At 47.4% G+C, this 14,072-nt stretch carries 9 protein-coding genes and 1 riboswitch; of the genes, 4 read left to right on the top strand and 5 right to left on the bottom strand.

Translation table 11 applies throughout. The features are described 5' to 3' along the window. Nucleotides 1–122 precede the first annotated feature (122 nt). Genes gcvPB through gcvT form a run of 3 tightly spaced genes read right to left on the bottom strand, consistent with a single transcriptional unit; the run spans nt 123 to nt 4,053 of the window. Nucleotides 123–1,583: an aminomethyl-transferring glycine dehydrogenase subunit GcvPB gene (gene gcvPB, locus MHH52_RS26550; protein ID WP_340005309.1), complete on the bottom strand. Its 1,461-nt coding sequence runs from the start codon at nt 1,581–1,583 to the stop codon at nt 123–125. Next, nucleotides 1,580–2,932, bottom strand: a complete 1,353-nt coding sequence (gcvPA, locus tag MHH52_RS26545; protein ID WP_340005308.1) for an aminomethyl-transferring glycine dehydrogenase subunit GcvPA — start codon at nt 2,930–2,932, stop codon at nt 1,580–1,582. The genes gcvPB and gcvPA overlap by 4 nt, the downstream gene beginning before the upstream one ends. Next, nucleotides 2,932–4,053 carry a glycine cleavage system aminomethyltransferase GcvT gene (gene gcvT, locus MHH52_RS26540; protein WP_340005306.1) on the bottom strand — a complete coding sequence of 374 codons (1,122 nt, stop codon included), beginning with the start codon at nt 4,051–4,053 and terminating at the stop codon, nt 2,932–2,934. Before gcvT ends, gcvPA begins: the two co-directional genes overlap by 1 nt. A 184-nt stretch (nt 4,054–4,237) precedes the next feature. Then, nucleotides 4,238–4,336: riboswitch (glycine riboswitch) on the bottom strand. 179 nt (nt 4,337–4,515) lie between these two features. On the opposite strand from gcvT, the gene gcvH reads away from it, so the two are divergent. Together gcvH and MHH52_RS26530 are read left to right on the top strand one after the other, a co-directional pair. Beyond that, nucleotides 4,516–4,908, top strand: coding sequence for a glycine cleavage system protein GcvH (gcvH, locus tag MHH52_RS26535; protein ID WP_340005304.1), 393 nt, complete (start codon nt 4,516–4,518; stop codon nt 4,906–4,908). Between the two features lie 246 nt (nt 4,909–5,154). Further along, the gene (locus MHH52_RS26530; RefSeq protein ID WP_340005302.1) at nt 5,155–6,270 is read left to right on the top strand and encodes an IS110 family transposase; all 1,116 of its coding nucleotides are present in this window, start codon (nt 5,155–5,157) and stop codon (nt 6,268–6,270) included. A 563-nt stretch (nt 6,271–6,833) separates the two neighbouring features. On the opposite strand, the gene MHH52_RS26525 is transcribed toward MHH52_RS26530, so the two are convergent. Together MHH52_RS26525 and MHH52_RS26520 are read right to left on the bottom strand one after the other, a co-directional pair. After that, complete coding sequence (locus tag MHH52_RS26525; protein WP_340005300.1) at nt 6,834–7,664, bottom strand: flagellar motor protein MotB; 831 nt, start codon at nt 7,662–7,664, stop codon at nt 6,834–6,836. Further along, nucleotides 7,661–8,443, bottom strand: coding sequence for a flagellar motor protein (locus MHH52_RS26520; protein WP_340005298.1), 783 nt, complete (start codon nt 8,441–8,443; stop codon nt 7,661–7,663). Before MHH52_RS26520 ends, MHH52_RS26525 begins: the two co-directional genes overlap by 4 nt. 179 nt (nt 8,444–8,622) lie before the next feature. Between MHH52_RS26520 and uvrB the strand changes: the two genes are divergently transcribed. Further along, complete coding sequence (gene uvrB / locus MHH52_RS26515) at nt 8,623–10,614, top strand: excinuclease ABC subunit UvrB (protein WP_340005296.1); 1,992 nt, start codon at nt 8,623–8,625, stop codon at nt 10,612–10,614. Nucleotides 10,615–10,995: 381 nt separating this feature from the next. Beyond that, the gene (uvrA, locus tag MHH52_RS26510; RefSeq protein ID WP_340005295.1) at nt 10,996–13,869 is read left to right on the top strand and encodes an excinuclease ABC subunit UvrA; all 2,874 of its coding nucleotides are present in this window, start codon (nt 10,996–10,998) and stop codon (nt 13,867–13,869) included. Nucleotides 13,870–14,072: the final 203 nt, after the last annotated feature.

Here is a 14,072-nt window from a genome sequence, read left to right as displayed (position 1 = left end):
GCATAACTCCTGATCTTTGCGAAGGTGTAGACCGAGTTAATCATAGTGTTGATTTTTATGTAAAAAGCAGGCCGACGATAACCGATATCGTGGCCTGCTTTTTTAATACTGCTCATTATCTATTAACCGCAAGAACAATTCAATACCGGCTTACGCGCGGCTTGGGTTTCATCCAATCGGCTAATTTCTGTGGTATGTGGTGCATTGATTACGATCTCCGGTGTCTCCTGCGCTTCTTTCACGATCTGGATCATCGTATCGATGAAGCCATCTAGCGTTTCTTTACTTTCGGTTTCCGTCGGCTCGATCATCATGCATTCCTCTACAGTCAGCGGGAAGTACACGGTTGGCGGGTGGTAGCCGAAGTCGAGTAATCGTTTAGCAACATCCAAGGTGCGGACACCGTATTGCTTCAGATTTTTGCCGGACATTACGAATTCATGCTTACATACGCCTGGATATGGGATTTCAAAATATGGCGCCAGACGGTGCATCATATAGTTCGCATTCAGCACGGCATTTTCCGATACTTCACGCAGTCCGTCTGGACCATAGGTGCGGATGTAGGCATAGGCACGAACAAGAATACCAAAGTTGCCGTAAAAAGCTTTCACGCGTCCAATTGATTCAGGTCCGCCGAAGTTGAGCGAGAAGCTGCTATCTTCGTTCTTCACCACGGTAGGCTGTGGCAGGAATGGAACTAAGATCGATTTTACGCCGACAGGTCCGGCTCCAGGACCACCGCCACCATGCGGGGTGCTCATTGTCTTATGCAAGTTCAAATGCACAACGTCAAAGCCCATGTCACCAGGGCGGGTAATGCCCATGATCGCATTGGAGTTCGCTCCATCGTAATAGAGCAAGCCGCCTGCTTCGTGTACGATCTCAGCGATCTCGACGATTTGTGTCTCGAACAAGCCGAGTGTACTCGGGTTGGTCAGCATCAGTGCAGCAGTGTCGCTGCCGACCGCTGCTTTCAGTGCTTCAAGGTCGACCATCCCTTTGTCTGTGGAAGGGATCGTGATCGTTTCAAGTCCTGCTGCTGAAGCACTAGCAGGATTGGTGCCGTGCGAGGAATCCGGCACGATAACCTTCGTGCGAGTCTCCCCGCGGCTTTCATGGTAGGCGCGAATCATCATGAGACCGGTCCATTCACCGTGAGCACCTGCGGCAGGCTGCAGGGATACAGCATCCATACCTGTTAGCGCGGACAAGTCATTTTGCAAGGTATACATTAATTCAAGTGCCCCTTGAATGCTTTCTTCCGGTTGGTACGGGTGGATCTTAGCTAGGCCGGAGAAGCGGGCAACATCTTCGTTAATCTTCGGATTGTATTTCATCGTACATGAACCGAGTGGATAGAAGCCGTTATCTACACCAAAGTTGCGGCGTGACAAGGAAGTGTAGTGGCGAATGACGTCCACTTCGGATACTTCCGGAAGCACGACGGGTTCGCTACGGAGTAAACCTGATGGAATCAGAGATTCTAAGGTTTCTTCCTGCGGCACATCGCATAGTGGCAAGGAATAGGCCGAACGGCCGGGACGACTTAATTCAAAAATTAGACTTTGTTCCGGTTTCATAAACAGCCCTCCAGTGCGCTAGCAAATTGATCGATTTCGTTTTTGCTTCTTTTTTCCGTTACGGCTACCAGCATATGACCAGCGAGTTCTGGATAATCCCGGCCCAGATCATAACCGCCAAGGTATCCTTCCTTCAACAACTTAGAATTAATTGAGCTTACGCTGCTTCCTTCAGGAAACTTCACTACAAACTCATTAAAGAATGGGGAAGAGAAGGTAAGTTCAGCACCGGTTAGTTCGCTGAGCTTCTTAGCGGCGTAATGGCTTTTGCGAATGTTCAGTTCACCGACTTCACGCATGCCTTCCTTACCCATTACGGACAAGTAGACGGATGCGCAGAGGGCGAGTAGTGCTTGGTTGGAGCAAATGTTCGACGTCGCTTTTTCACGACGGATATGCTGTTCACGGGCTTGAAGTGTCAGAACGAAGCCGCGTTTCCCATTGCGGTCCACGGTTTGGCCAACGATTCGGCCTGGCATGCGACGCATCAGGTGTTCAGCTACGGCGAAGAATCCACATGTTGGACCGCCGAGGGAAGCAGGAATACCGAGTGGTTGAGCGTCACCGACTACGATGTCGGCTCCAAGCTTGCCCGGAGTTTCGAGTACACCAAGGGCGATCGGGTTCGCACTGACAACGAGCAAACCTTTAACAGCATGGATCAGCGGTTCAACGGAGCGAAGATCTTCTATGCTGCCAAAGAAGTTAGGCGATTGCATCAGTACTGCGGCAGTATCAGCATCAATGGCTTCAGCAAGCTTAGCCTGATCGGTAAGACCGTCTTTATAGTCAATCTCCACCACATCAAGACCCCAAGCATTAGCCGATGTGCGCAGTACTTGGCGGGCTTCAGGATGAACGGTGCGGGAGACAATTAATTTTTTGCGTTTGGTAGCACCAGCTGCGAGGACCGCTGCTTCGGATAAAGCTGTAGCGCCATCATACATACTGGCATTGGCTACTTTCATACCGGTTAGTTCGCAAATGTAAGATTGGAATTCGAAGATCGCTTGCAGTTCGCCTTGGCTGATCTCTGGTTGATAAGGAGTGTAGGCAGTGTAGAATTCAGAACGGGAAATGACATGGTTGATCACCACAGGGATGTGATGGTCGTATAATCCGGCGCCGAGGAAACTGGTATGAGAATCAAAGTCGGCATTTCGGTCAGCCAGACCTTTCATGTGGCGTAGCAGGGCGTATTCATCGAGTGGTTCAGACATCGGCATAGTGCCTTGATAACGGACTGCTTCAGGAATATCGGAGAACAGCTCATCTATGGACTGAATCCCGACAGCTTCCATCATCTCTACGCGGTCCTGTGCTGTCATGGGCAGATAACGGTGCTTCATTAAGGTTTCACTCCTTGGCTTTTTTTATAAAAAGGGGCCTTAATCACGACAGCCTTAAGCTGCTTGCCGCGTATCTCTACGAAAACCTCTGTGCCTATTTCACTGTAAGTTGTATCAAGCAATGCCAATCCCAGGTTACGCTTTAGCGTTGGAGATTGTGTTCCTGTTGTGACCTCTCCGATTTTAACGCCGCCTACATAGACTGGGTAATGGGAGCGCGGAATGCCTCGATCAATCATTTCTAGGCCGACAAGGCGGCGGGGAAGACCGGCTTCTTTTTGTTGTATCAGCGCATCACGTCCGATAAAATCTGCTTTGTCCAGCTTCACGAAGAACTGAACTCCTGCTTCTAGGGGAGTGATGTCAGCTGACAGCTCCTGACCGTACAGTGGCAATTTTGCTTCAAAACGCAGTGTATCACGTGCGCCAAGTCCAGCAGGCGTTAATCCGTGTGGAGAACCAGCTGCGAGTAGACCGTTCCATAACGATTCTGCCCCATCCAGCGGAGCGTAGATTTCAAAGCCATCTTCGCCGGTATAACCCGTACGGGAGATCAGTACTTCTACACCGCAAACGGTAGCGCGCTCGATGAAATGGAAAGGCTTAAGTGCATCGATAGGAGCATCGGTGACTTCGGCAAGAATGGTCTCCGCCAGCGGACCTTGCAAGGCGAGCAAAAGCGTCTCGTCAGAGACATTAGTGAGCGTGACTTCACCGAATTCAGAGGTCAGATGCTCTTGCAGCCACTGGAAGTCTTTGTCGATGTTGGAGGCATTTACGACGAGCATATAACGTCCTTCGCTTAGTCGATATACGAGTAAATCGTCAACGACCCCGCCGTTTGGATAACAGAGCAGCGTATATTGTGCTGCACCGTCTGTGAGGCGGGTGACATCGTTAGTCGTCATCTTTTGCAAAAAGGTTTCTGCACCGCTCCCGATCACCATGATTTCACCCATATGCGATACATCGAACAGTCCAGCCTGCTGGCGAACGGCTTCATGCTCTTTCACTATACCTGTAAACTGTACCGGCAGCTCCCAGCCGCCGAAATCAATGCACCTGGACTCCGTATAAGCGGAATAGAGATCATAAAAAGGCGTTCTTTTCAAAGTATCCATGTCGTCACTCCCCTTGTCTGATTACATACAAAAAAGGACAGGCGGAAGCAATCATGCATAAATGCACAAATTGCTTTCCGCTCTGTCCTTTGTACCTGAGAGTTACCCTGCCGTAACTAACCTGCAAGTTTCCCCGTTGGTGACCTGACGCACTCAGCCTTGCGTCTGATGCTCTCCAGAGATGCGTCCGGCAAAGGTCCTTTTGCCTGAGAGATTCACCCCTGTTAGGGCTTACTCCTTCGGCGCCGTCTTCAAGTGAGACAGTCTCTCCCTATGCCATCATTCGCAACTGTATTTGTTTCTTATGTCTCCATTAAACGGGTATAGGGAGACGCTGTCAACAAGAAAAAGTCAAAAAAACGACAAATTTATTTTTCCTCTTAGTAACATTGACATTGTGAACCGAGATCACTTAGGCTATAACTAAATTTAGAACTCCAATTTGGAAATGAGGCGACTTGAATGAGTGAAGTTTTAGATAACCTTCTTTACAGCGAAGAACATGAGTGGGCACAGCAAGTGGAAGGACGTGTAGTACGTGTTGGGATTACGGATCATGCTCAGCATTTGTTAGGCGATATCGTATTTGTGGAATTTCCAGAAGTAGGCTCAGCCATTTCAGCTGGCGACAGCGTTGGTAGTATCGAATCCGTTAAGACGGTATCGGAATTGTATTCACCCGTCTCTGGGAAGGTTACCAGGATTAATGACGGTTTAGAAGCTAGTCCAGAGCTAATCAACGATAAGCCGTATGGTGAGGGATGGATTTTTGAAATTGAAGTTGACGGAGAGTATGCTGATGCTATAAAAGGTCTGCTAGATGCAGCCGGTTATAGTGCGTTGGTAGGAGAATAATTGGGGATACCCTCGAAATAATAATTCATCTCGTGTGATATTTGTAGCAGCAAGTTTCTGTTTTTGGAGACTTGCTGTTTGTTTTTTTTTGTGTTGATAACGGTGGGGATTTTTGCGTTAAATCTAATCTAATGCTTATGAAATTAGTTATGATGAACGAAAGGCAGCCCCTGTTCGCACACCGTAAGTTAAAATGGAAGTTGAAGGACAACCATTTCAGAGCTAAATGCGAAAGGAGCTGTTACTATGAAGAATACCATAAAATACATAGGTTTGGATGTGTCAAAAGAAAAAATTGCGGTGGCAATTGCAGACGAAGGTCGAGAACCAGCACGATATTATGGAGCCATTCCCCATACCCCGGATGCAGTGGCTCGAATGATTCGCAAACTCAAAGGTTCAGGGATTACGCTAGAGGTCTGCTATGAAGCCGGGCCTACCGGATACGACTTATATCGCTGGCTGACGAAGATGGGGATTTCCTGCGTGGTGATCGCACCTTCGCGTATTCCACAGCGCCCCGGCGATGCCATAAAAACCGATCGACGGGATGCAGAAAAACTGGCTCAGCTTCACCGAGCAGGAGAATTGACCGCGATCTATGTGCCGACTCCAGAACTCGAAGCCTTACGAGATCTCATTCGTGCGCGAGAAGATGCTAGGGAAGATCTACATCGTGCCCGGCAACGGCTCATTCATTTTCTGTTGCGCCACCAAATTCACACACCAGAAGGTATGAAAAAACGCTGGACCAAAAGGTACCGGGAATGGCTGTCCATGCTGAAGTTTAATTATGCCGCTCAAGAACGGGTTTTCACCGAATACCTGCAACAGCTTCGGGAAGTGGAGGAGCGAATCAAGCGACTTGAATCCGCAATGCGAGAAGAAGCACAGATCTGTCCGTACGCACCTGTCATTCAAGCGTTGCAAGGTCTGCGGGGAATCGCTCTGCTGACGGCTATGACATTAGTTGTCGAGATTGGGAATTTTGAGCGTTTTAGTTCACCGGCTCAGCTCATGAGTTACCTAGGACTAGTGCCACGGGAGTATTCATCGGGAGCAAGTACTAAAAGAGGTCGTCTTACAAAAGTTGGGAATTCAGGAGTGCGGCGTGCACTGGTGGAGTCTGCATGGAGTTACCGTCACCGTCCTGCTGTTAAGGGAGATTTAGCAGTGCGCCTGGAGGGGCAGAGTGCTCATGTCCATGAAACGTCGTGGAAAGCCCAAGAACGGTTACACAGTAAGTATCTAAAGTTAGTCAGACGTGGGAAACACCGAAATTTAGCCATGGCTGCGGTAGGTCGTGAGTTAGTTGGATTCATCTGGTCGATTGCGGTAGATGCAGAACAAAGAATGGCATAATCCGAATAGGAAAACGTAAAAATATCCTGAGAGATTTGAATCCTTGGGGCATGGAGACAAAGAGAAAGGTTCGAGGAGAATCCGTGAATTCCCTGTGCACAGGATCCATGATCTGACGTGCGAAATTAGTTTGCGGAAGCTCCTTCGACGTAGGCATAATATGTGGTAACCAACCCACGGATAGCAGATTGCCAGCCGACGACTCGCATTTTGTCTCTGTGCCCAAGGGATTGAAAACCCTTTGGTTTAAAGGGGAATTGACTAATTCGTTCATAGCAGGGAAAACCTCCCTCATCTTAGACGATCATAGCTCGAAATCAAGGGTTTTAGGGAAAACCTCCCTATAAATTTCGGGAAAATCGCTATTTCTCACTAAATAAGGTATTAATCAGGGAGGGATTCCCTAATTCTGCGACTAGATACGATAATAGGCAGATAATCAGGGAGTATTTCCGTAATTACTAGCATAGGGCCTATTTTGGTAATGTTGCTAAGCAGTACAAAAGATACCCAACATCCTCATAGGCTTAAGCTAACGGACTTAGCTCTGAGCACAACTATATTTATTCTCCCTCTTGAAGCTGCCGAAGCACAATGATCTCTACACGGCGGTTCTTCTGCTGACCTGCTGCCGATGTATTATCCGCGGTGGGCTGGGTATCAGCATAACCTGCATATTGAAAATTGTCGGGGTTCAATCCTTCACGATCTAAGAAAAAGCGCAGCACAGACAGAGCCCGAGCACCAGACAGCTCCCAATTGTCGTTATAGTGAGAAGCCGAAGATACTGGGGTATTGTCGGTGTGTCCTTCAATGCTAATCTTTGCGCCAATATCGCTGAATAATCCAGACAACTGCTGAAGAGCAGGAAGGGCTGGTGATTTCAGGTCTGCCTTACCTATATCGAAGAGAAAACGGTCACTGAGTGTGATTTCTATCCCCTGCGGTTTGTCGGCAACAAAAATTTGTTCTTCGAGATTATTTTCCTCCACATAGTGGGTGATCACACCCATTAATTCAGAAAGTTTCGCTTCTTGTTCCCGAAAAGCCAGCTCACGTGTCGAAGGTGTTTCATTAACGGTTTTATCGTCAGCGTTTTGGCTTTGTTCCACTGTTGTATTTAAGTTTGTATCTGTATTTTCTGGTTTGATCACAGGGGTTTTTCCAGCATCTAAAATGCCGTCCCCACCCTCAAGGACAGTGCTGCCAGACTTAAAGGTCTCGGATAACGAGCCCGTCACAATATTATATTTGTCAGTGTCCAGGCTGCTCATCGCATACAATATAACGAAAAATATAAGTAAAAGTGTAATTAGATCAGCATAAGTAATCATCCAGCGGTCGCGGTTTTCCTGAGTCTCTACACGCCGCTTGCGCCGGTCTCTTTGTCTCATAGAAGACCTCTAGTTTCTGCGCGGTCATTCGTGTCCGTGTCTGAGATGAATGAGTTCAGTTTTTTACGCACCAGCAGGGGATGATCCCCGTTCTGCAGAGAAAGAATGCCGACGAGCAGCATTTCCATACTATGTAGCTGGCTTTGACTGCGGGATTTGATTTTGGAAGCGATGGGTAAAAATATTAAATTGGCGATGGCGACACCATACAGTGTTGCGGTAAATGCAACTGCGATAGAGGTACCTAGATTTGACGGATCTGTAAGATTACCTAGCACACGAATGAGACCCATCACCGTACCGATAATTCCCATCGTTGGGGCATAACCACCTGCGGCTTCAAAAATCTTAGCATAACTCTCATGCTTCAATTCCTTAGCGTCCATTTCTAATTCTAAAATCTGCCGAACTTGCTCAGGATCTGTGCCGTCGACAATAAGAAGTAGACCTTCACGTGTAAAAGAATCTGGATGTACTTCAGCTTGTTTTTCTAACATTAAAACGCCGCCGCGCCGGGCCACTGTTGCCATGGAGATGAGTTCTTCTGCCTTCTCTACATCACGATCAGGGTTGCTGCCGAAGGCCATGCGTAGTGCTGTTGGAATGGAGCGCAACTTAGATGCTGGGAAGCTGATCATAACGGCGGCAAATGTACCCCCGAATACAATTAAAGCTGCGTTAAGCTGCAGCAGTCCTGACAGGCTTCCGCCTTCCCAGAGATAGCCGCCGATTAACGCAGCCAGTCCAGCCACAAGGCCGATTATTGAGGTAATATCCATGCTTCAAGCTCCTAACATTTCTATGTTTTATGGTTTGCATCGATCTAGTCAACACTGTATAATGAACGGGAACACATATTCTTATCTTCCATATTTTTCACTATCGTATGGAGAGAGAACATTCAGACAACAATTATAATATATTAATCTAGTTTAGACGATAGAGGGGAGACCGGCAAATGAGTGATATTGTCGTCAGTACGAAGACTTTTGAATTGGAGTCCGAGTATACACCCCAGGGCGATCAGCCTCATGCCATTGAGGAATTATTACAAGGCATCCGGCAGGGCAAGAAGCACCAGACGCTGCTGGGCGCGACGGGTACGGGAAAGACGTTTACCGTTGCACAAGTCATTTCCAAATTAAACCGCCCTACGCTAGTTATTGCGCACAACAAGACTTTGGCTGCTCAACTAGCAAGTGAGTTTAAGGAGTTTTTTCCGCATAATTCGGTAGACTATTTCGTCAGCTACTACGACTATTACCAACCAGAGGCGTATATTCCCTCCTCCGATACTTATATCGAGAAAGATTCCAGCATTAACGAAGAGATTGATAAACTGCGCCACTCCGCGACCAGCTCCTTGTTCGAACGTCGTGACGTTATTATTGTGGCGAGTGTGTCTTGTATTTACGGCCTCGGTTCGCCGATGGAATACGGAAGCTTGCTATTGTCATTGCGGGTTGGGATGGAGAAGCCGCGTAATGAGATGTTGAGTAGACTAGTGGATATCCAGTACCAGCGTAATGATATTAATTTCGTACGCGGAACCTTCCGTGTTCGTGGTGATGTGGTTGAGATTTTCCCAGCCTCTCAGGGAGAACATGCCATTCGGGTAGAATTGTTCGGCGATGAAATTGAGCGAATCACTGAGATTGATGTACTGACGGGTGAACTGATCGGGGAACGCGATCATGTCGCTATTTTTCCGGCGTCTCACTTTGTTACCAAGGAAGAAACGATGCGAGTGGCAATCGTCAACATTGAAAAAGAGCTGGAAGATCGCTTAACTGTGCTTCGTGACGCAGGAAAGCTTCTGGAAGCTCAGCGTCTGGAACAGCGGACACGTTATGATATTGAGATGATGAAGGAAGTGGGCTTCTGTTCGGGGATCGAGAACTATTCCGGACCGCTCACCTTCCGTGAGCCAGGAGCAACTCCTTATACATTAATGGATTATTTTCCGGATGATATGCTGATTATTATTGATGAGTCTCACGTAACTCTTCCACAGATTCGGGCGATGTATAACGGTGACCGGGCACGTAAGACGGTGTTGGTAGAGCATGGTTTCCGTCTACCGTCTGCGTTAGATAACCGTCCGCTACAGTTCGAAGAATTCGAAGAAAAAGTGAAGCAGATCGTATATGTTTCAGCTACTCCGGGGCCTTATGAAATGGAGCACTGCGACACCATGGTGCAGCAGATTATCCGGCCAACAGGTCTATTGGATCCTATCATTGAGGTTCGTCCTACAGAAGGACAGATCGATGATCTGATTAGCGAAATTCGTGACCGGGTTGAACGAGATGAACGTGTACTCGTAACAACGTTGACGAAGAAAATGTCAGAGGACCTGACGGATTACTTTAAGGAAATCGGGATTAAGGTTCGTTATATGCACTCCGATATTAAGACTCTTGAACGGATGGCGATCTTACGGGATCTTCGTCTCGGAACGTTCCATGTTCTAGTGGGGATTAACCTATTAAGAGAAGGTCTCGACTTACCGGAAGTATCGTTAGTGGCTATTCTCGATGCCGATAAAGAGGGTTTCCTTCGTTCCGAACGTTCGTTAATTCAGACGATTGGTCGTGCGGCCCGTAACTCTGAGGGGCGTGTAATCATGTATGGTGATCGGATCACCGATTCGATGGAAAAGGCGATGAGCGAAACATCGCGCCGTCGCGCCGTTCAGATCGCTCATAATGAGAAACACGGTATTACCCCAACCACCATTAACAAAAAGGTGCGTGACATTATCGAGGCAACTAAGGTTGCCGAGTCCAAAGCCGATTACCTCACGGGTATTGGTGGCAAAATGAATAAGAAAGAGAAACAAAGCCTGATGCAGCGTCTGGAAGCCGAGATGAAAGACGCCGCCAAGAACCTGCAATTCGAACGTGCGGCAGAGCTGCGTGATGCGTTGCTGGAGCTTCGGGCTGAGTAATAAACAAACTCAAATGCATCACCGATATTTAATATATGTAATTGAACGGTGCTGTCCCAGGCCGTTCTTTTTGAATAATAGATGGTCGAATATACACGTAGATGTTGTGCTTTCTTGTCAGTAGTGCGTATCCCGGAGGGACAGCATCAGGCAACGTATACAATAGTTGCGTACCTGATCTAACGTCCAAGCGGTCCCGTAGGGATAAGCGCTCCGAACGCCGTAGTCACTAAGTCCCGTCCCCCCAACCTCCTTCGCCAAAAAATGCGGGTGTTCAGAGGGTGCAACCCTTGGGGCCCTCCCTTGGAAGGGAGGGTTTGGGAGGGATCGAAAACGCTTTTGATAAAGCTTTGATATTTGATTCATTAAGGAGAGGTTCCGTTGGCGAACGAAAGTATTGTAATTAAAGGCGCGAGGGCGCACAATCTCAAAAATATCGATGTGACGATTCCACGTGACCGTTTCGTCGTGCTGACGGGACTGAGCGGCTCGGGTAAGTCGTCGCTTGCATTTGATACCATTTATGCCGAAGGACAGCGGCGTTATGTTGAATCTTTGTCTGCTTATGCACGTCAGTTCTTGGGTCAAATGGAGAAACCGGATGTGGATTCCATAGACGGGTTGTCCCCGGCGATATCTATTGATCAGAAGACAACAAGTCGCAACCCACGTTCCACAGTAGGTACGGTAACTGAGATTTATGACTATCTGCGGTTGCTTTTTGCACGGATCGGTCACCCTCATTGTCCAGAGCATGGAATTGAGATTACCTCTCAAACCGTTGAACAGATGGTAGACCGGATTATGCAATATCCAGAGAAGACTCGTTTGCAGATTCTGGCACCAATCATTTCAGGACGCAAAGGTGAGCACAAAGGGCTCTTCACAGATATTTCTAAGCAAGGGTTCGTACGTGTACGTGTGGACGGTGAACTGCGAGATCTGTCTGAAGATATCGAACTAGAGAAGAATAAGAAGCATACCATAGAAGTTGTTGTGGACCGGATTGTCGTTAAAGATGATATGGAGACACGGCTGACAGATTCCTTGGAGACAGCCCTGAAGCTTTCAGGTGGTAAAATCCTTGTGGATATTATCGGGCAGGAAGAGCTACTCTTCAGCTCTAACTTTGCTTGTCCTGTGTGTGGATTTAGTATTGAAGAGCTGGCACCGCGTATGTTCTCGTTTAACAGTCCGTTCGGAGCCTGCACGGAGTGCGATGGGCTTGGTATGAAGATGGTAGTCGATCCAGACCTGCTTATTCCTGATGCTGAGAAGTCTATTGAAGAAGGTGCTTTTTTAGCTTGGACTGGAAGTACCTCCAATTACTATCCGCAATTTTTGAAATCCGTGTGTGAGCACTTTAATATTCCACAGAACGTTCCAGTGAGCAGTTTAACACCTGATCATATGAATAAACTACTGCATGGTACAGGCAGTGAGAAGGTTCGCTTCAAATATGAGAATGATTTTGGTCAGAAGAAAGACGCGATGGTTGCTTTTGAAGGGATTATTCCCAATCTGGAGCGGCGTTACCGGGAGACTGCATCTGATGGTATCCGTGAGTTTATTGAAGGATTCATGAGTGCTAAACCCTGCCATGTATGTAAAGGCAAACGTCTGAAAAAAGAAATATTAGCGGTGACGATCAACGAACGTAACATTTCGGATATTACCGATCTCTCGATTGGAGATTGTCAACGTTGGTTTGAACAAATAGAGCTTAGTGAAAAAGAGACAGCTATTGCGAATCTCATTCTTAAAGAGATCTGCAGTCGACTTGGGTTTCTGGTGAATGTAGGATTGGACTATTTGACGCTTAGCCGTGCAGCAGGTTCGCTTTCTGGTGGTGAAGCGCAGCGTATCCGGTTGGCTACTCAGATTGGGTCGAGTTTGATGGGTGTATTATACATTCTGGATGAGCCAAGTATTGGACTGCATCAACGGGATAATGATCGCCTGATCTCCACGCTTGCGCATATGCGTGACCTAGGCAATACGCTGATTGTTGTAGAGCATGACGAAGACACGATGATGGCAGCGGACTATATTATTGATATTGGCCCGGGTGCGGGTATTCATGGTGGACAAGTTATGGCGCAAGGAACGCCGGAAGAAATTATGAACGATCCGAATTCCCTAACTGGTGAATATTTAAGTGGGCGTAAATTTATTCCGGTAACCGCTAAGCGTCGTGCTACCGATGATCGTTGGATAGAAATCCGTGGTGCTAAAGAGAATAATCTGAAAAATGTGAATGTGAAGATTCCATTGGGTGTTTTTACGGCGGTGACTGGTGTATCGGGCTCCGGTAAATCTTCACTTATTAACGAAATTCTGTACAAGAGCTTGGCACGACAACTGAATAAGGCTGTGAAGGTTCGGCCGGGTCAGCACAAAGAAATCCGCGGCTTGGAAAATCTCGATAAGGTTATTGAAATCGACCAATCACCAATCGGGCGTACACCGCGCTCTAACCCAGCGACTTATACGGGTGTGTTCGACGATATTCGTGATCTGTTCTCCAAGACGAATGAGGCTAAGGTACGCGGATTCCAAAAGGGCCGGTTCAGCTTTAACGTTAAAGGTGGACGCTGCGAAGCTTGCCGCGGAGACGGGATTATCAAGATTGAGATGCACTTCCTACCGGATGTATACGTTCCTTGCGAAATATGTAAGGGCAAACGCTATAACCGGGAAACATTAGAAGTGAAGTATAAAGGGAAAAATATTTCCGACGTGCTGGAGATGACGGTAGAGGATGCTACAGAGTTCTTCGTGAATATCCCGCGTATTCATCGTAAAATGCAAACGCTGATGGATGTAGGGCTTGGTTACATTAAGATCGGTCAGCCAGGCACGACATTATCCGGTGGTGAAGCACAGCGGGTGAAATTAGCTTCCGAGCTATACCGTCGTAGTACGGGTAAGACGCTCTATATTTTGGATGAGCCTACGACAGGGCTACATGTGGATGATATTGGTCGTTTACTAGAGGTATTGCACCGCTTGGTGGATTCCGGAGAATCGGTCCTTGTTATTGAACATAATCTGGATGTTATAAAGACTGCGGATTATATCATCGATATGGGGCCTGAAGGCGGCAGTGGTGGCGGAACCGTACTGGCAACAGGAACACCAGAGAAGCTTATTACCGTTACGGAGTCTTACACAGGCAAGTATCTGAAGCCGGTTCTGATTCGTGATACGGAGCGTACTGAGGCGCTTATGCTTGAGACGGCGGAGACCACCTAAGATATAAAGTGGATAGTATAGCTAATAAATAATAAAGGCCACGGCATTTCGCTGTGGTCTTTATTATTTATTGTCCGTAATCATTATTTTGGGAAAACAATTGATAGATATAATTGCTGGTGGGCACCGGTAAATCCAAGCGGATGAGTAACTTTAAGCTCAAAAGCAACTTCTAGCATGGAGTCAAAGCATTTATGGTGTGG

The sequence above is a fragment of the Paenibacillus sp. FSL K6-0276 genome (assembly GCF_037977235.1).
Lineage (GTDB): Bacteria > Bacillota > Bacilli > Paenibacillales > Paenibacillaceae > Paenibacillus_AQ.
This window is presented reverse-complemented; position numbering and strand designations above follow the sequence as displayed.

What these genes read in the sequence shown, in the direction of transcription:
- gcvPA (WP_340005308.1), bottom strand. Translation starts at nt 2,932, where the DNA reads ATGAAGCACCGTTATCTGCCCATGACAGCACAGGACCGCGTAGAGATG.
- gcvT (WP_340005306.1), bottom strand. Translation starts at nt 4,053, where the DNA reads ATGGATACTTTGAAAAGAACGCCTTTTTATGATCTCTATTCCGCTTAT.
- MHH52_RS26525 (WP_340005300.1), bottom strand. Translation starts at nt 7,664, where the DNA reads ATGAGACAAAGAGACCGGCGCAAGCGGCGTGTAGAGACTCAGGAAAAC.
- MHH52_RS26530 (WP_340005302.1), top strand. Translation starts at nt 5,155, where the DNA reads ATGAAGAATACCATAAAATACATAGGTTTGGATGTGTCAAAAGAAAAA.
- uvrB (WP_340005296.1), top strand. Translation starts at nt 8,623, where the DNA reads ATGAGTGATATTGTCGTCAGTACGAAGACTTTTGAATTGGAGTCCGAG.
- gcvH (WP_340005304.1), top strand. Translation starts at nt 4,516, where the DNA reads ATGAGTGAAGTTTTAGATAACCTTCTTTACAGCGAAGAACATGAGTGG.
- MHH52_RS26520 (WP_340005298.1), bottom strand. Translation starts at nt 8,443, where the DNA reads ATGGATATTACCTCAATAATCGGCCTTGTGGCTGGACTGGCTGCGTTA.
- gcvPB (WP_340005309.1), bottom strand. Translation starts at nt 1,583, where the DNA reads ATGAAACCGGAACAAAGTCTAATTTTTGAATTAAGTCGTCCCGGCCGT.